Genomic DNA, 17,951 nt, shown 5'->3' with positions numbered 1-17,951 from the left:
GCGGGAGCTTTCCTAACCGCGAACGGCGCCGAGCGTCAGCCCGCGCACCAGATGACGTTGAGCAAGGACCCCAAGGGCGATCGATGGCACAAGGGAGACGATGGCAAGGGCCGCGGCTTCGCCATATTGCGCGCCCTGGAAGCCGATGAAGGCGCGGAAGACCGTTGGCAGTGTAAAGGCAGTTCGGCTGGACAAGATCAGAGCGAAGAAGAACTCCGTCCAGCATGCAATGAAGGCGAAGACAGCCGCCGCGACGATGCCCGGTGCTGCGAGCGGCACGGCAACGCGCCAGAACGCCTCCCATCTCGTGCAACCATCGACGAGGGCCGCCTCCTCCATCGACTTCGGCATGCCGCGGAAATAGGCGAACATCATCCACACCGAGACCGGCAGCGTGAAGACCGTATAGGCGATGATCAGGCCGACATGAGTGTCGTAGAGCCCGACCTGGCGATAGATCAGGAACACCGGCAGCACGATCCCGATCGGCGGCAAAAAGCGCTGCGACAGCACCCAGAAAGACAGATGCTTGCCGCCGGTGTCGTAGCGCGCCAGGCTATAGGCCATCAGCGTGCCGAGCAGCGCCGAAAGCACCGTGGCCGAAAGCGAAATAATCAGGCTGTTGATGAGCCCGTCGAGACCACGATAGGCGAACAGCGCAGCTTTGTAGTGGACAAGCGTCGGAGCGGCGGGGAACCAGACAGGCGGTACGGTGAGGTAGTCGTCGCTGGGCTTGATGGAGGTGTTGAACATCCAGTAGAGCGGCCACAGCACGAACACCAGGAAGAACCCCAGCAGCAGAATTCGGCCGATCGGCAACGACCGGCGTTTCCTGCGGCGGGCGGGCGCGACGGCGGCCATCAGACCGGTTCCACCTTCAAGAGCCGACGCACCAGCAACGTCACGATGAGCGCCGTAAAGATCAGGAACAGCCAACTTCCTGCTGTTGCCTGCGACAGATGAAACTGCGTGAAGCCTATGGTATAAAGATAATAGGAGGCCGTGTAGGTTTGTGTTCCTGGGCCACCCCCTGTCATGATGAAAATGGTATCGAACATACGGATTGCGTCGAGCAGACGGAAGGTCAGCGCCAGCAGCATCATCGACCCGAGATGCGGGAGCGTGATCGCCCAAAAAACCTGCCAGGCGTTGACGCCGTCGAGTTCTGCCGCCTCATAGAGATTGGGTGGGATTGCGGTCAGCCCGGCGAGCAGGATGACGAACATGAACGGCGTCCACTGCCAGACATCGGCGATGATCAGCGAGACGTAGAGCCACGGGCGCTCCGTCATCCAGCCGATCGTAACCTCCTGCCCCAATAGTTGCGTCAGGACATAGTTGGTCGGTCCAAAAGGCCGCTGTAAGAGCAGCGTCCAGGCTTGGCCGACGATGACCGGGCTGATGAACAGCGGCACGATCAGGATCGACATGATCACACCGCGGCCCGGAAAGCTGCGCACCATTGTCAGCGCCACCAGGAGGCCGAGAACGAATTCTATAGCGACGCTGATGCCCGACAGCGATGCTGTCAGCAACAGCGACCAACGTGCTACGGGATCGAACACGACCCGCTCGAAGTTTTTCAATCCGACAAAGGCGTGGCCCGGCACCTGGAAGTCGTAGTTGATGAAGGATACCACCAGCGAGAACAGAAGCGGATAGATCGACAGTGCCAATATCAGCAGCACAGCGGGGGCGACCAGCAGCCACTTGAAATGACGGTCTGCCCATTGGGCAAAGGCAGACAGCCGGGGCGGTGCGCCGGCGGCCTTCAAATGACGGATCGTGGCGGTGGGCTGCATAGGCGTATCCTATCGCCGCTTAGCGGGGAGGTGTTGCGAGCCAAGCGCCCGCAACACCAATTGCTCCAGAGAGTCCGCCTCCCTTCAGAGGGTGACCGCCATGCCAAGTTTTTCCACCGTGTTGTCGGCGGTGGCGCCAGGCAGTTTCAAGAACTCGGTGTAGAAGCCCTTCTGCGAATCCACACCCAGTCGGTCGGTCGTCTCGTTCCACTCGGCGGCCGCCGTTTCAAGCGACGCCTTCGGATCCGCACCAGCCCACACCGCCGTGCACATGCGATCGATGCTCAAGAAGTAGTCCTGCGCGCCTGGCATGATCGGGTCGAGCAGACCGACGTTTGCCGAGTTGTTGAGGTTGGCAAGGTACTCCTTGGCACTCGGGAAGAGCGCGCCGTAGAGCTCGGACTTGAAGTGCGAGATGCGGTACGGGTCGCGTAGCGCGTAGGGCAGCATGCAACGTGCCAGCGAGACGGGTGGCGAGCATACCCACTGCATGAACAGATACGCCGCCTCAGGGTTGGGCGAGTCGGCCGACAGTGCCTTGTTGTAGCCGGTGGCATGTTCCGGATTTCCCGGAACCACGGCATAGCCGACCTTGCCGGCGATTTGGGACTGCGGAATGAAGTTGATTGCCGTGGCCGACTGCGAATAGTTCGCTGCCATACGGCCGCTAGGAGGCCAGGAATAGATCATCGCGACTTTGCCGGTCAGGAAAGCCGCCCACAAGGAGACGGCGTCGAGCTCGTTGTTGCCGGGGATCGAGGCCTTGTTTGCGGCGAGCATGTTTGTGAGCGTCTTGACGCCGGCATCCGAAACCAAACCTGCCTTCATGTCGTCGCCGAAGAGTTTTCCGCCGTTGGCCCGGTACTGCTGCAGAAAATCGAACTGATTGCCGGGGCTGCCCGCCTTGCGGAAATGTCCCGCGCCATAGACCTTTGGCGCCATCTGGTCGGTGATGAACTGGGCGATCTGGGCATATTCTTCCCATGTCTTGGGCGGTCCAAGCTTGGCGTTGAACTTCGCCTGGTAAGCCTCCACCATTTTCGGATCCTCGAAGATGTCCTTGCGGTAGTAGAGAGCGAACATGTCGCCGTCGTCGAAGAACCCCCAGATCTTGCCCTTGTAGGTCGGCAGCGCCTTGTACAGGGGATGATAGTCCTCGAGGTCTGCCGGGTTCATGTATTTGGCGATGTAGTCGTCTAGCGGGGCGATGACGCCGCCATCGGCAAGCGACGGCGTCCAGGCCGGCGAGATGTCGAGGACGTCATAGGCACCCGAGCCGGCGATGTGCTCGGCGACTGCCTTGGAGTACTGGTCCGGGTTCGACAGCTCGACGACATTCGACTTCATCCCGGTAAGCTGCTCCCACATCGGCCCGCTGAAATTGCGCGGGTCGAGTGCCTGCAGGCCAGCCTCGTAGGTCATGTTGAGGGTGACGCCCGAATGCGCCTTGGCCGCCTCCGCCGCGCGAAAGGCGGAACCGTCCGCAGGCCCTTCCTTCGATGCTTTCAGGGCTGCCGCCTGCGCCTGGCCGAGCGGCGACGTGGCGTCCGCCAATTCCAATGTTTGCTGCGCCAGCGCCCAATCGGTCATCATCCCCAGCAGCGGGCCGGACACGGCCAGCATGCCGGTCATCTGACCGAAGCGGGTGATGAAAGTTCGGCGGGTGGTTTCGCCGCGCATGAAGGCGTCGACCTCTGCTTCGAGACCTGCCTGAAAGTCACGTTTTTCACGATCGTTCATAGTGCTTGGTCCTCCCATTTTCCTTTTGCTTCACTCGTCCGCCGGCGCAGCGGTCAAGCATTTCCTCCCGTAAAGGTCGCCGCAAACAGGCCGCGGCGGCGCGCCTAAAATCAGTGTCCTCCTAGGTTCCAAAGCGGGCGGCGAGCCCAGACAGCCTGGTCTTCCACAGCTCGCTCGAAAGCACCTCGCGATTGACCACGCCGCGCGGCTCGCGACCGCGCTGCACCTCCATTACCGCTTTGACGTCCGCGGCACCGTTGCCGGCAAAGCACTGGTCGGTCCAGCAAAGCGCGTGCGGCGCCAGGATGACATTGTCGAGTTTGAGGATCGCATCGTCTGCGTCGGGAGGCTCTTGTTCCAGCACGTCGAGACCGGCGCCGGCGATGCGGCGCTCCTGCAGTGCTTGCGTCAGCGCTTTCTGGTCGACGATCGGGCCGCGCGCGGTGTTGATCAGGTAAGCTGTCGGCTTCATCAGGGCGATCCGCTCGGCATTGACGATGTGGTGGGTCTGGGGCGACAGGGGGCAACTCACCGACAGCACGTCGGCGCGGCGAAACAGATCCTCCAGCCCTACCAGCTCGACGCCCAGGTCGGCAGCGACCCCCTTGTCGGCAAACGGGTCATGGGCGATGAATTGCATGTCAAAGGGCTTCGCCAAGCGGAAGACCTCGGCACCGATGTTGCCGATGCCCAGCGACCCAAGCGTACGCCCGACGAGGCCGACCCCCATATGTTCGGAGCGCTTCTCAAAACCAACAGACCCTTTGCGGGTGAGCGCGTCCTTTGTCAGCAGCTTGCCGGTCAGCGCCAGCATGAAGGTGATGACGGATACGGCGACGGGCCGTCGCACGCCATCGGGCGTGATGACCAAGGCAATACCGGCTGCGGTGCATGCCTCAACGTCGACAGTGTCGTAGCCGACCCCGAAGCGGGCAACGACGGCCAGGCGGCCGCTCCTGGGGACACTCGTGGCATCGAAACGATGGGCGAGGAGGATCAGCGCATCGAAATCCTCAACTTGGTCGGCGCGAAGCGGACTGTTTGACTCCAGGAACACCATCTCGACACCTGTCGCATTGCGCAGCGGCTCCAGATCGAAATCTGGGTAGGTCGGCGAGCCGTCCGGCCTGCGGAAATCACCGGAAAGCGCCACCCTGAATTTCACGCTGTCCATCGTCTCCTCCGCTCCTATTGGCACCCGGCCCGGATCTTGGAAACCGCGTCGGCGATCGCGTCGTGCAGGACCCAAACGTCGCCTGAATAACAAATGAAATCGAAGCCCTGTGCGTAGAACTCGTGTCCCTGGGCGACGTTGGGCACCAAGCGTCCAAGCGATTTGTTGTGCTTCTTGGCGGCGGCAACGATTTTGGCCATTGCAGCAGTGAAAGTGGGGTGGGCGAAGTCGCCAGGAATGCCGAGCGAGACGGACAGATCGAAATGTCCGACCCACAGACAATCGACCCCGTCCAGTCCCGCGATGCCGTCAATGTTCTTGACGCCGTCGGCAGTCTCGATCAGGCAGATGAACGTCGAGCGCTTGTTGGCGGCCTCGAATTTGTCAGCGACCGAGCCCGGACGGTAACGGTCATGAGCGATCTGCAGCGCCACGCCGCGGGCGCCGGCAGGGTGGTATTTCATGGAGTTGATGATGTGCTGCGCCTGTTCGACGCTGCTCACCATCGGCGCGATCAGGCCTTCGGCGCCCATGTCCATGGCGCGGGCGAGGAAATGGTAGTCCTGCGACGGCACACGCACCATGACCGGCAGATCGGCCGCCTCGAAATAACGGATCGCACTCTTCAGCGTTTCCAAGCTAAATCCCGAATGCTCCATGTCGAAAAAGACGAAATCGCAGCCAGCGGACTTCAGGATGTGACCGATTCCCGGCGTGGCGAACTCGGCGACGAGCGTACCGAGCTTGACCCGCCTGTGAGAAGCTAACGCCCTGAGACTTGGCTCCGACATGCACTTCCTCCCGTTCGCCCCAATGGGCCAATCCGCCTATGTTCGCTTCAATGCGTGGCTTCAAGAACGAGGTCGCAGGTCGTCACCAACTTGGTCACGACGAGCGGCGCGCTCTGCGTATTGAATTCGTCGAAATGAGCGGTGCGGCAGTGGTCCTCGAATGCGGCCTCGCTATCGTAAATCTCATAGAGCAGGACCCGATCCAGTTCGCCGCGCGCCTCCGTCACGTCAAAGCGGCGACAGCCGGCCTCGGTGCGCATCGAGGCGGTCGCATTGGCGTCGACAAGTTCTCGGAATCTGTCCCGGGCACCAGGCCTCAGGCGGAAATCGACCCAGACGACAAATCCGGTCATCACTTGGGCCTCGCAAGTTGCAGATACCGCTTGGCCACATATTCGAGATGGCTGCGCATGGCCGTCTCTGACGCGTCTGGATCGCGCGCGGCGACGGCCTCGAAGATTTCGCGATGAGCCTGGTAAGCCTTGCGGTCTTCACCCTTGGCCAATGTGGTGCGACGCTGTTCGAGCAACCATTCAGCCAAGGCCGCGTGAATAGCTGTAAAGATCCGATTGCGGGTGATTACCGCCAGCACGTAATGGAAGTCTACGTCCGTGCGCTCGAAGCGCGCCAGATCGCCGATCGACTGCCGGTTGAGTTCGAGCGCCTCCTTGAGGCTCTCAATGTCTTCCGGGGTAGCATGCACAGCGGCGTTGCGGGCAAGACCGACCTCGAAAAACAAGCGCGCGCTCTGGAAGTCGTGAACCCCTCCCGGCGCCGAAATCATGTGCCGAGCCGGCCCTGAAAGGGCGTCAATCACGAATTGAGGAGTGGGTCGAGTGACGCGGGCACGCTCCCCCGATTTTACCTCGACAAGGCCCATTTTGCTCAGATGCAGCAGCGCCTCACGGATGGAAGGCCGCCCTACCCCGAACTGCCGCATGAGTTCCCGTTCAGATGGGAGACGGTCGGCTTCGGCCAACTCTCCCTCTCGGATCATCCGTTCGAGGTGCGCTGCCACCTCGTCCGAAAGCTTCCGCTGCTTGATCAGAACTCCGATCATGTGGCATACCTGTTATACCAGTCAGGTACGTTATGATCCCATAGCACCCTTGTCAACAATGTCTAAGCATCCGGTAGCCGAGCCGTTTAATCACTCCGCCGATGTCGAGGCGTCCTTTGCACACGCCTTCAACGTCTTCACCAAGGATATCGGTGACTTGAGGAGCGCGAGCACACTCTGCTCGGTGTTCCGATCGGGGACCGTCTTCGAACCCTGGGTCGGGTGGTCAGTTTCAACTGCGGTGTGGACCGCAGTGAGTGCCACCGGGCCGTGTGCTGGCCGAGACCTACCCAACCGCCTGCTTATGAGCCGCAACATGAGCCCTCGATGGCAAAGTAGACCTCGACCTGAGCAAGACCAGCGAATGGAAGTGGGGTTCACAGCCGAGGCGGAAAACGCGAACTCTCGCTGGTGGACCCATTTGGCAATACGCCTGCTCCATCTCGTAATCTTTTTGCGCCGCCGCAATGCCGCAAAGGAAGGTGGTGTCGGGTCAGTTCTCTCTAGGCTCCAGAGCGCTCGTCACATTGTGCCCATCCTCGTGCGGTGGGCGGCCGCCGCTTGAGGATGCGCATTTGAAACTGGTTTTCTCAAGATCTTTTAGTCCTGAGGGCCTCAGGCGGGGGCGCTTGCCATTTAGTTATCGTCACCTGCAAATGCCGAACCCGCACTCGACGCCAATCTACGCGTTGGCCAGTTTGCGACATCTGGTTTCGGCGATTCCGCTTTCAGTAGCGACGATCATGCTGGACGGCTGATATGAGGCGCGTTCCCGCCTGGCAGCTTAGGGGCAGCAAGCAGGACGTCGGCTTTCTTGCCTCGACCTGGCCTAAGCAGTCATTCAATTCGTGGCCTCAAGCAGCTCATCCACGCTCCTCCTGACGCGGCGTGCCATCCAGCCGATCTCGGGCTGATGTGCGTGGACGGCAGTCGTCCTTTGACCACCGCTTCTGGTGGCGCCGATTGGCGAGCCGCCTCGCCATCATTAGCTATGGAACGGAAAAGAAACCATTCAGCATCAGACTACCGCTTTTCGACGCACCTTTTCGAATATGTCGGAACGAGCGCTTGTCGCGCAGCCCACGATGCCCCCCATTGGTGAACCGGTTCCATGAAGAGTCTGACAATACGCCACCGCATCCTCGTCAGTTTCGCAGCCGTTCTGGTGGTCATGTCCGTGATAGCCCTCATCGCGTACGCCTGGTTTCTTCAGGCGGGGGAGGAGGCGACTGAGGTCGAGAAGGGCATCCTTCCGGACCTTTATCACAGTACCGAGATCATGACGGGCCAGATGGCGGCCCATAGTCTGCTTCAGGAATATGCCCTTCAGGACAACCCGTCAGACAGAAGCACGGTTGAAAACGCGATCACGACCAATCGCAACCAGGTGCAGCGGTCGATGGACGACTATGAGGCAACGATCGTCTCCGATATCGACAAGCAGAATTATGCAGCCGTCAAACAACTCGCCAACCAATTCCGTCTGGCTGAAACTGCTGTGCTGGAAACAAGCCGGGCTGCCTTGTCGAAAGGTGAAACTCCCAATGAAAGCCCAGCTATCAAGAACGAAGTAGAGCCGATCTTTGTAAAATTGCAGTCCGCTCTGCAGGCCATGGTTGAGGATCACAGAGGCGAGGCAAACAGCGCGACGCAGCGGATCAGCTCGATCGTCAGAACGGCCGAAGTCGGTTTGAGCGTTGGCTTGTTGATAGCCCTCGGGCTAGCCCTTCTTTTGGGTTACCAGCTGTTTCGCGCCATTACAGGTCCGCTCACCCGTTTGGTCGACGCGGTTCAATTGATGCGGCAAGGCGACTTCAGCGAACGGCTCGATCTGAGGCGCCGAGACGAATTCAGCGTGCTTGCCGACGGCTTCAACGCAATGGCGGACGATCTCACAACCCTCATTGGTCAGGTTCAAAGGTCCAGCATACAGGTCGGCACGTCGATAACTGAGATCGCCGCCACCTCCAAGCAACAGCAGGCAACTGCGACTGAAATCGCAGCGACCACAACAGAAATCCGAGCGACAGCCAAGGAAATCTCCGCCACATCAAACGAACTGGTCCGCACGATGAACGAGGTCTCCACAGTTGCCGAACAAACCGCTGCCGTGGCTGGCGGGGGGCAAGCGGGGCTGACCCGTATGGAAGAAACCATGCAGCAGGTCATGGAAGCGGCTGGCGCGATCAATTCCAAACTGGCGATCCTGAGCGAGAAAGCCGGCAGCATCAATCAGGTGGTGACGACCATCACCAAAGTGGCCGATCAGACGAACCTGTTGTCGCTCAACGCTTCCATTGAGGCGGAGAAGGCAGGCCAATATGGCCGGGGTTTTGCAGTGGTGGCGACGGAAATCCGAAGGCTCGCGGACCAGACAGCTGTCTCCACCTACGATATCGAGCAAATGGTCAAGGACATCCAGTCGGCAGTCGCGGCCGGGGTGATGGGCATGGACAAGTTTTCCGAGCAGGTCCGTCGGGGTATGCAGGACATCCAGCAGGTCGGCGGGCAACTCTTCGAGATCATTCAGCAGGTTCAGGGGCTGGTGCCACGTTTCGAAGTCGCCAATGAAGGCATGCAAGCACAGGCGACCGGCGCGGGGCAGATCAGCGACACGCTAACCCAGCTAAGCGAGGCAGCTCAGCAAACAGTCGAGTCCCTTCAGCAATCGACGCTCGCGATCGACGAGCTCAATCAAGTCTCAGGCGGCATGCGAAGTAGCATATCGAGGTTCAAGCTACGAGCATAGCGAGCCGGCAGTAGGAGGTGACAATGCTATTCCTCGCCTTCAGCATGGGTCCGGATCGCTACTTGATCGATGTCCACAAAATTGAAGAGGTGCTGCCCTATATCGACGTGAAAGTTCTTCCGGGTGCGCCAACTGGTGTGGTGGGTTTGGTCAGCTATAACGGAATACCCATCCCCCTGATCGATGTCACCCTTCTTGCGCTTGGCCGACCATCGGAGCGCCTGTTGAGCACCCGGATCGTTGTGACGCGCTATCCGGCGGATGATGGCGAGCGACGCCTGCTGGGGCTGATCGCGGAACGGGTGACGGATACGATCGAGCGAGACCCGGCCGATTTCGCGCCGTTCGGACTGGAACCAGGAACCCCGCCCTATCTTGGGCCGGTGGCTTCCGATGGTTTGGAGATCATTCAGTGGGTCAAAGTGGAAGCGCTGCTTTCGGAAGAGATTCGTACCGCTTTGCTCCGCCAGGCGGCAATAGGTGATCAATGACCGGAGCAATAGAAAAGCTCCTGACGGAAACCATTGGACTGGACAGTGCCAGCGTTGGTCCGACAGTGGTTCGTCAGGCGGTCAGAGAACGGATGGAAGCATGCCGGATAACCAACCCTCAGGCCTATAGGCAACACTTGGCCGGTTCCTCGCAGGAGCTGCAGGAGCTGATCAATGCGGTGGTGATCCCAGAGACCTGGTTCTTTCGCGACCGAGAAGCGTTCACGATGCTGGCGCGGCATGCGCGCGCGCACAAGCCTGCTCAGCCGATAAGAATCCTGAGCCTGCCATGTTCAACCGGCGAAGAGGCTTACTCGGTCGCCATGGCCATGTTCGATGCCGGCTTTGAGGCGCATGAGTTCAAGATCGATGGCGTGGACGTCAGCAGCCGCAATATCGCGACGGCTGAACACGCCATCTATGGCCGCAATTCGTTTCGCGGCAGCCATTTAGAATTCAAGGATCGCTATTTCGAAGCGGCCGAGGGCGGGTTGCGGCCTGTTGCTGGGGTGCTGAAACAGGTTCGGTTCATGGTAGGAAACCTGTTCGGTTCTCACGCGCCTTTCGGGCAAGAGGTCTATGACATCCTGCTTTGCCGCAATTTGCTGATCTATTTCAATCGAGAGCTGCAGGATCGCGCATTGATCTGCCTGAAGGACCTGCTGGCCAAAGACGGACTTCTTCTGGTCGGTCCGGCGGAAGCAGCTCTTCCAAGGGTGCATGGCTTTCTTTCCGCTGAATGGCCATTGGCCTTCGCCTTTCTGAAATCGGAGCCCGTCAAGACCACGGCGCCGAAGGTTTCGGCCGCCGTCCCGGTGCGGACGCCAAGCCCTAAGGTCAACAAGAGCGAGCCTCTTCGTCCGTTCCGACCGACAATTGGCAATGAAGGCCGCGGGCAGGCTCCGGCCAAGCCGCTTGCACACGCCTCGGAAAGCCTCATCGCGGTTGAACGGATCGCCAATGCAGGACGCGTAAAGGAGGCACAGGAGGTCGCCCTGGCGCATCTCAGGGAGTTCGGTCCTTCCGCAGAAATCTTCTACCTGCTAGGCCTCGTCCAGGATGCGGATGGTTCTGCACCCGAAGCCGCGCAAAGTTATCGCAAGGCGCTCTATCTCGCGCCAAATCATCGAGAAGCTCTTGTCCATCTGGCCTTGCTGCTTAGCAAGCAAGGCGACCATAACGGCGCCGAGGCGCTGGCCGGCCGGCTGGGTCGGGTCCAGAAAAGGAGCGGCAGTTGATGGCGGCTTCGACAAGGATCGCTCAGCCGGTGGAGCAGATCGAAATCAACGACTGCTGGCGGCAAATAGGCGTACGGGGTGACAAGTCATGTCCGCTACTAGAGCAGCATCTCCACTGCCGGAATTGCCCGACCTACAAGAAGATCGCACGACGCCTCCTCGACCGTGCAGCTCCCTCGGCATCTCGCGACGAATGGCCTGACAACGCTGGTCGTGCAGGGATCGATTCGGCAGACAACGACGCGCTGCAGACGGCCGTTCTCTTCCGTTTGGGGGAGGAATGGCTGGCACTTCCAGTCGGCATTTTTCATGAAGTGGCTGAATCTCGTCGCGTTCATTCACTTCCACATCGCAGGAACAGTGCACTGCTCGGCATTGCGAATGTCCGTGGTGAATTGCTCATTTGCCTGTCCCTGGCCGAATTGCTCGGGATAGACGAGCGCAAGGAAGGGGAACAAGGCACACGAACCAAGGTATTTCGCCGCCTTGTCGTGGTAGGCGAGCGCGACAAGCGGGTTGCTTTTATGGTTGATGAGATCCACGGCTTACATCGGTACCAGGAACGCGACACTCTCGCTGTTCCGGCCATGATTGGCAAGGCACTGTCGGCCGCTACGGTTGCCGTGCTGCCATGGCAAGGACGAGCCGTTGGCTGTCTCGATCCACGACAACTGCTCACGATGCTGGATCGGAGCATCGCATGACAGATGAAGACTTCAGCCAGGTTTCGATGCTCAGCCTCTTCCAGGCCGAACTGGAGACGCAGTCACGGGCTCTAACCTCTGGACTTCTGGCACTCGAACGCGATCCTATCGCCGCCGACGCCCTGGAAGCATGCATGCGTGCCGCGCATTCTCTGAAAGGAGCTGCCCGCATCATCGACCTGATGCCCGCAGTCAAAGTTGCAAATGCGATGGAAGACTGCCTGGTCGCAGCGCAACGCGGGCATCTGAGGGTGCGACGGGAGCATATAGATGCGCTTCTGCAAGGTTCTGACCTTTTGAAATTGATCGCATCGGGATCATCGAGCGAGAGCGCCAACTCAGAAGTCGAAACCTTTCTCGCGAAGTTCGAGGGGTTGTCCCTCCCCCAGGCAAAGCCCGGGCCCCAAGATTCTGCAGCTGATTTCGCAACTCCAGATCATGCCCAGGAGCAACTGGCGACGACCTCTTCAGCGAACCTCCTCGTTGGGGCGGTACCGCAAGCCCACGGCAGCATCGGCTCTGATAGAATGGTTCGGGTGACGGCAGACAGCCTGAACCGATTGCTCGGGCTGGCTGGCGAGTCGCTGATGGAAGCTCGGCGGCTCAGGCCATTCGCTGACGGGCTGCTACGGCTGAAGCGACTTCAATCGGACCTCGCAAGTGCGTTCGACAATCTTCATGCAGTGCTGCCGCCGGTTTCAAACGATGCGGCGGTGGTGGAGGCGCTGGCTGAAGCGCAGCGAAAGCTTCGGTTGAGCCAAGCGTTCCTGGCGGAGCGTTTCGATGAGTTGGATTCAGTGGATCGGAAAGCGACCGATCTTGCCAACAGATTGTACGACGAAACGTTGGCGAGCCGGATGCGGCCTTTTGAGGACGGCGTGCGACACTATGCGAGAATGATCCGCGACCTCGGTCGTACCCTTGGCAAGCGGGTGCGACTGGAGATCGTAGGCGGCTCGACCGGCATCGACCGCGATATCCTCGAGCAGCTCGATGCCCCTTTGGGGCACCTTCTGCGCAACGCTGTAGACCATGGGCTTGAACCGCCTGAGGAGCGCCTCGCGATGGGCAAACCCGAAGAGGGGCTCATCAGGCTCGAAGCGAGGCACAATGCCGGGCTGCTGCAGATAGCCGTGGTGGACGACGGCAGGGGGATAGAGCTCTCGAAGCTGCGCGAGACCGTCGTCGCCCGGCAACTTGCAACCAGGGAAAGTGCTGAAACACTCAGCGAAAGCGAATTGCTCGCGTTTCTGTTTCTGCCAGGCTTTTCCATGAAAGCGGGCCTTACCGACGTCTCAGGTCGCGGTGTGGGGCTCGATGCAGTGCAAGCCATGACGAAGGAAGTCCGGGGAGTCGCAAGCGTCTCCTCAGAATTTGGCCACGGAACCCGATTTCAACTGCAATTGCCGCTGACACTGTCGGTCCTGCGCACGCTGCTCGTCGATGTCGATGGAGAGCCCTATGCTTTTCCACTCGCTGCCATTTCCAAGACTTTGAAACTGCAGCGGACGGAGATCAACGTCCTGCAGGGCCGGCCGCATTTTCGATTGAACGATCGACAGATCGGGCTGGTCACCGCTCGCGAGGTGCTCGATCGAGGTGAGCCCGGATCGGAACCGAACGAACTATCGGTCGTCGTCGTAGATGCGGGTCGGGGCGATGCGTACGGCCTGATCGTTGACCGTTTTCTCGGGGAACGCGAGTTAGTGATCAGACCTCTCGATCCACGGTTTGCCAAGATCAAGGACATCAGCGCAGCGGCCCTGATGGAAGATGGTTCGCCCGTTCTGATCTTCGATGTCGACGATCTGATCCGATCGGTGGAAAAGCTTGCATCGTCCAGCGGATTTCGAGCTCTTCGGCGCGCCGCGGGCGGTCCCGAAGCGAAGAGGCGCAAGCGCGTGCTCGTGATTGACGATTCACTGACGGTTCGCGAACTCCAGCGCAAGATGCTCGGCAATTACGGTTATGAGGTCGAAGTGGCGGTAGACGGCATGGACGGGTGGAATGCCGTCCGGTCTGGTCCTTTCGATCTCGTCGTCACCGACATCGACATGCCTCGCATGGATGGCATCGAGCTGGTGAGTTTGATCAGAAAGGACGCTGATCTCAAGAACACACCCATTATGATCGTTTCATACAAGGATCGGGAAGAAGATCGCGCGCGCGGGCTCGACGCAGGTGCGGACTATTATCTGACCAAGAGTAGTTTTCAGGACGAGGCGCTGATCCATGCCGTCGTGGACATGATTGGCGAGGCGGCTGAATGAGATCGAGATTGGAAGCCAGCGAATGAGAATCGGCGTAGTCAACGACATGCCGATGGCGGTTGAACTTCTGCGTCGACTGGTCCTGTCGACCGGCGAACATCAGGTCGCGTGGATCGCGACTAATGGGCGTGAGGCGGTCGAGGTCTGCAGACGTGATCTGCCGGATCTGATACTCATGGATCTAGCGATGCCAGAGATGGACGGCGTGGAAGCGACCCGCAGAATCATGGCGGAAACCCCGTGCTCAATCTTGCTGGTGACCGCCAGTATCGAAGCCAACCTCGCCGGCGTCTACGAAGCAATGGGTCATGGCGCGCTTGACGCAGTCGATATTCCGTCGGTTGGCATCGAAGGCAACGCGTCCTCGCAATCCGCCCGGCTTTTGACGAACAAGATACGAACGATAGGCAAGTTGATCGGTGATGCGCCTACCCAGGCAAAAAGGCGGATGTCACGTGCGGCTGAGCCGTCAACTCGACACGTGATAGCAATCGGCGCCTCTGCGGGCGGGCCGGCTGCCGTTGCCGCAGTCCTGAGCGCGTTTCCCGTTGATTTTCGCGGCGCGATTGTGCTCGTCCAGCATCTCGATGCTCAGTTCGTTCCAGGCCTTGTTGATTGGCTAGGGCAGCATACGCGTCTCCCGATCCGTCCGGCGGGGGAAAGGGATAGTCCTCAAGCGGGCACCGTTCTCGTTGCCAGTTCTGCGGATCATCTGGTTTTCAAGTCAGCTCAGCAACTTGGCTATACGCCCAGTCCCAAGGACAATGTTTATCGGCCGTCCGTAGATGTGTTCTTCGAAAGTGCGGCGCAATGGTGGCCTGGCTCGGTGATTGGTGTTCTGCTCACAGGCATGGGCAGGGATGGTGCGCGCGGGCTGAGACAGCTCCGTGACAAGGGGCATCTCACAATCGCGCAGGATAGAGCAACCAGTGCCGTCTATGGCATGCCGAAGGCCGCCGCCGACATCGGCGCGGCTGTTGATATTCTTCCTTTGGGTGCGATCGGCTCACGTATAATCGAAGCCTGCGAGCGCCCCCACGTGAAAGGCCCCTTCCGATGACGCAAGAACCAGAGTTGGTCCCGCCACTCGCAGATAACTATTCATCCATGGTTCTGCTCATCGATGATCAGATCATGGTTTGCGAGGCGGTCAGGCGCGCTCTAGCCAACGAGCCCGATATATCCTTACACTTCTGCACCGACCCGTTGAGAGCGATGACGGTCGCGGATGAGGTAAAGCCAACCGTTATCCTGCAGGATCTCGTCATGCCCGGGGTGGATGGGCTACATCTGGTGCGAGAATACAGGAAGCATGCGTCGACACGCGCGGTTCCAGTCATTGTGCTGTCGAGCAAGGAAGATCCAGCCACCAAGGGCGAAGCCTTCGCCGCGGGCGCGAACGACTATCTCGTCAAACTGCCGGATCGTATCGAGTTGATTGCACGCATTCGATATCACACGCGGGCCTATCTGGATCACGTCCAGCGAGACTCGGCACACCGAGCGCTGAGGGAAAGCCAGCGACAGCTGATCAGTGCAAATCTAGAGCTTGAACGTCTGACGCGGATCGATGGCCTGACGGGTCTCGGTAACAGGCGCTATTTTGACGAATATCTGGCGGCTGAATGGAAACGCGCTTTTCGCGCACAGTCCCCACTGTCGCTGTTGATGATCGATGCCGACAACTTCAAACGATACAACGATACCTATGGCCATATGGCCGGCGACGATGTGCTCAAGCAAATCGCCCGCGTAATCCAGAGCGGTTCCGGCCGTTCCACCGATCTCGCTGCGCGGTACGGAGGCGAAGAGTTCGTCATCGTGCTGGTCGACACTATACTGGAACAATCCAGTGCGATCGCCGAGCGGCTCGTCCAGAGCGTGCGAGAGTTGAACATACCCCACGGCCCGGATCGCGTGACCATCAGCGTCGGCGTCGCAACAGCGGTGCCCACCGAGAACGAGACGCCAAACGATTTCGTCAATGCCGCCGATTTGGCTCTGTTTCGTGCCAAATCGGAAGGACGAAATCGTGTTGCGCTTCATATGTCCCGCAGCTAGAGAAGCTCACATCTCAGTCAACGAAGCGCGCCCTGTTCGATTTGAGGACGACCTTGGCGAAGTCGGGCATCTCGAGACCTTGCCGCACTAGGCCATCAAGAGTTTTCTCAGCCGCCCTGATGGCGGAGAGCCGGGCCAGCACCGTCTCAGCCTCCAGGCGAGGCACCACGGCGAGACCGTCGCGGTCGCCGACCAGTATGTCTCCCGGCGAGATAGTCACTCCTCCCACCACCACCGGGAATCCGACCGTGCCTGGACCATTGCGCGCAGGCGAGTTCGCAATGATCCCGGCACAGTAAACCGGCAACCCGACCGCCTCGATCCCGACAACGTCGCGCACGAGGCCGTCAGTGATGAAGCCGGCGACCCCCTTGTTGCGCGCTATGCCGAGCACGAGATCGCCAGTTACCGCCGTACCGGCAAAGCTGTCGGTGGCCGCGACGATGACATCGCCACTTGCTGCGGCATCCAGTGCTCCAAACAGGGCGAGGTTGTCGGCGGGACCGCAGTGACAGGTCACGGCGACGCCGACCATCGTCGCAGTAGCTGGCGACAGTGGCTTGATCGCATAATGCAAGGCGCCGCGTCCCCCCATCGCGTCTACGACCTGGCTAACCGGCACGCCCGCAAAAGCACTGATGATTTCTGCTGCGGGCCGTTCGAAACGGCGCTTGATGGTGAGCAGTGGTGGGTCTTCAATCATATAGCGGCCCCATTCCCTGAACGAACGAAATACAGTCCGGCCCGAGGTCGCGCAGGCTCCGCGCGCCCATCAGTCCCATGACGCGGTCGATTTCCTTGCGGTAAAGTTCGAGCACGTGGCGTACCCCCTCCTCGCCGGCGACCGCGAGCCCCCACAACTGCGGCCGCCCGATCAGACAGCACGAGGCGCCGAGCGCCAGGGCCTTGACGACGTCAGAGCCTCGCCTGATGCCGCCGTCGATAAGCACTGGTACGCGGCCGGCGACAGCCGCGACAACTGCCGTCAACGCGTCCAGGGATGCGGCGGCGCCGTCAAGCTGACGTCCCCCATGATTGGATACGATGATGCCGTCGATTCCTCGGGCTACAGCCTCGGCGGCTTCGCTGGGATGCAGGACGCCTTTCAGCAACAACGGTCCGGACCAGACAGTGCGCAGCCAGTCGACATCGGCCCAGGAGAGTCCGGGATCGAGCATTGCGGCCATCCGGCCCGCCAATGCACCGACCGTCGCCGCATCTCCGGGGCGCGCGTAGTTGCCGAAGGTCAGTTTCGGGAGTCGGGTGCGCATACGAAGAAGCCACGCCGCCTTGGTGGCGGCCGCGAGGGTTCCGGCCACACCGAAGCGCGGCGGGATGGCAAAACCGTTGCGGATGTCGCGTTCACGGTTGCCAAGCATCTGGTTATCAATGGTGAGCACCAGCGCGTCGTAGCTTGAGGCACGCGCCCGATCCACCATTTCTCGGGTGAAGCCGCGATCGGTATAGACGAACACCTGCATCCACCGTGGGCTACTTCCGGTGGCTGCTATATCCTCCAGCGTGCAGACCGATCCGTGGCTGGCGCAGTAGAATGTCCCTGCGGCCGCTGCGGCTCGGGCGGCTGCGCGCTCGCCGTCGGGCCAGAACAGCCCAGCCAGGCCGGTTGGCGCGATGCCCAGCGGGATGGCAAGTTTCGCGCCGAAGAGGTCAAGGGAAAGGTCTCGCGTCGTTGCACCGTTGAGTGGTCGCGGCAGAATGGCAACCTCGTTAAAAGCTTGCTCGTTCCGGCGCAGCGTTCGCTCATCCTCGGCACCGCCATCGGCGAAGTCGAACACCGGGCGTGGCAAAGTCCGCCGCGCGGCGACGCGGACCGCGGCCACGCTGTACAGGCACTTCAACGCCGCCATCGA

16 protein-coding genes are annotated in these 17,951 nt (G+C 60.3%); 7 read left to right on the top strand and 9 right to left on the bottom strand.

Annotated elements, in window-relative coordinates; all coding sequences use genetic code 11:
• Nucleotides 1-12 precede the first annotated feature (12 nt).
• From NKJ18_RS17015 to nanR, 7 genes are all read right to left on the bottom strand, one after another.
• The gene (locus NKJ18_RS17015) at nucleotides 13-861 is read right to left on the bottom strand and encodes a carbohydrate ABC transporter permease (RefSeq protein ID WP_352758946.1); all 849 of its coding nucleotides are present in this window, start codon (nucleotides 859-861) and stop codon (nucleotides 13-15) included.
• A complete protein-coding gene (locus NKJ18_RS17010) occupies nucleotides 861-1,802 on the bottom strand; it encodes a carbohydrate ABC transporter permease (RefSeq protein WP_023669455.1) in 942 nt (313 codons plus the stop codon). Before NKJ18_RS17010 ends, NKJ18_RS17015 begins: the two co-directional genes overlap by 1 nt.
• 84 nt (nucleotides 1,803-1,886) lie before the next feature.
• Entirely contained in the window at nucleotides 1,887-3,542 is a 1,656-nt protein-coding gene (locus tag NKJ18_RS17005; protein ID WP_352650121.1) for an extracellular solute-binding protein, read from the bottom strand.
• 121 nt (nucleotides 3,543-3,663) lie between these two features.
• Nucleotides 3,664-4,716 (bottom strand): NAD(P)-dependent oxidoreductase, encoded by a 1,053-nt coding sequence (locus NKJ18_RS17000; RefSeq protein ID WP_352758943.1) that lies wholly within the window; start codon nucleotides 4,714-4,716, stop codon nucleotides 3,664-3,666.
• Between the two features lie 14 nt (nucleotides 4,717-4,730).
• Nucleotides 4,731-5,507, bottom strand: a complete 777-nt coding sequence (locus NKJ18_RS16995; RefSeq protein WP_023726880.1) for an HpcH/HpaI aldolase family protein — start codon at nucleotides 5,505-5,507, stop codon at nucleotides 4,731-4,733.
• 47 nt (nucleotides 5,508-5,554) lie between these two features.
• The gene (locus tag NKJ18_RS16990) at nucleotides 5,555-5,860 is read right to left on the bottom strand and encodes a putative quinol monooxygenase (RefSeq protein WP_023669450.1); all 306 of its coding nucleotides are present in this window, start codon (nucleotides 5,858-5,860) and stop codon (nucleotides 5,555-5,557) included.
• Nucleotides 5,860-6,567: a transcriptional regulator NanR gene (nanR, locus tag NKJ18_RS16985; RefSeq protein WP_023689446.1), complete on the bottom strand. Its 708-nt coding sequence runs from the start codon at nucleotides 6,565-6,567 to the stop codon at nucleotides 5,860-5,862. Before nanR ends, NKJ18_RS16990 begins: the two co-directional genes overlap by 1 nt.
• A 1,111-nt stretch (nucleotides 6,568-7,678) precedes the next feature.
• Here nanR and NKJ18_RS16980 point away from each other — a divergent pair.
• The 7 genes from NKJ18_RS16980 to NKJ18_RS16950 are packed head-to-tail and all read left to right on the top strand — an operon-like array spanning nucleotide 7,679 to nucleotide 16,080.
• Nucleotides 7,679-9,316 (top strand): methyl-accepting chemotaxis protein, encoded by a 1,638-nt coding sequence (locus tag NKJ18_RS16980; protein ID WP_023689447.1) that lies wholly within the window; start codon nucleotides 7,679-7,681, stop codon nucleotides 9,314-9,316.
• A gap of 23 nt (nucleotides 9,317-9,339) precedes the next feature.
• The gene (locus NKJ18_RS16975) at nucleotides 9,340-9,807 is read left to right on the top strand and encodes a chemotaxis protein CheW (RefSeq protein WP_023700505.1); all 468 of its coding nucleotides are present in this window, start codon (nucleotides 9,340-9,342) and stop codon (nucleotides 9,805-9,807) included.
• Nucleotides 9,804-11,045 (top strand): CheR family methyltransferase, encoded by a 1,242-nt coding sequence (locus tag NKJ18_RS16970; RefSeq protein WP_023715426.1) that lies wholly within the window; start codon nucleotides 9,804-9,806, stop codon nucleotides 11,043-11,045. The genes NKJ18_RS16975 and NKJ18_RS16970 overlap by 4 nt, the downstream gene beginning before the upstream one ends.
• On the top strand, nucleotides 11,045-11,749 hold the full coding sequence (locus NKJ18_RS16965; protein WP_081725531.1) for a chemotaxis protein CheW: 705 nt from the start codon (nucleotides 11,045-11,047) through the stop codon (nucleotides 11,747-11,749). The genes NKJ18_RS16970 and NKJ18_RS16965 overlap by 1 nt, the downstream gene beginning before the upstream one ends.
• Nucleotides 11,746-14,019, top strand: a complete 2,274-nt coding sequence (locus tag NKJ18_RS16960; RefSeq protein ID WP_352758940.1) for a hybrid sensor histidine kinase/response regulator — start codon at nucleotides 11,746-11,748, stop codon at nucleotides 14,017-14,019. The genes NKJ18_RS16965 and NKJ18_RS16960 overlap by 4 nt, the downstream gene beginning before the upstream one ends.
• 22 nt (nucleotides 14,020-14,041) lie before the next feature.
• A complete protein-coding gene (locus NKJ18_RS16955) occupies nucleotides 14,042-15,079 on the top strand; it encodes a chemotaxis response regulator protein-glutamate methylesterase (RefSeq protein ID WP_352758938.1) in 1,038 nt (345 codons plus the stop codon).
• Between the two features lie 47 nt (nucleotides 15,080-15,126).
• On the top strand, nucleotides 15,127-16,080 hold the full coding sequence (locus NKJ18_RS16950) for a response regulator (protein ID WP_023669440.1): 954 nt from the start codon (nucleotides 15,127-15,129) through the stop codon (nucleotides 16,078-16,080).
• A gap of 13 nt (nucleotides 16,081-16,093) precedes the next feature.
• Here the strand turns inward: NKJ18_RS16950 and NKJ18_RS16945 are convergent, their stop codons facing one another.
• The gene (locus NKJ18_RS16945; protein ID WP_352758936.1) at nucleotides 16,094-16,783 is read right to left on the bottom strand and encodes an RraA family protein; all 690 of its coding nucleotides are present in this window, start codon (nucleotides 16,781-16,783) and stop codon (nucleotides 16,094-16,096) included.
• A complete protein-coding gene (locus NKJ18_RS16940) occupies nucleotides 16,776-17,948 on the bottom strand; it encodes an alpha-hydroxy acid oxidase (protein WP_352758935.1) in 1,173 nt (390 codons plus the stop codon). The genes NKJ18_RS16945 and NKJ18_RS16940 overlap by 8 nt, the downstream gene beginning before the upstream one ends.
• Nucleotides 17,949-17,951 lie beyond the last annotated feature (3 nt).

It is taken from the genome of Mesorhizobium sp. M0217, from assembly GCF_040321955.1.
Lineage (GTDB): Bacteria > Pseudomonadota > Alphaproteobacteria > Rhizobiales > Rhizobiaceae > Mesorhizobium.
The sequence above is the reverse complement of the archived record's forward strand: the minus strand, read 5'-3'. Positions and strand labels throughout refer to the sequence as shown.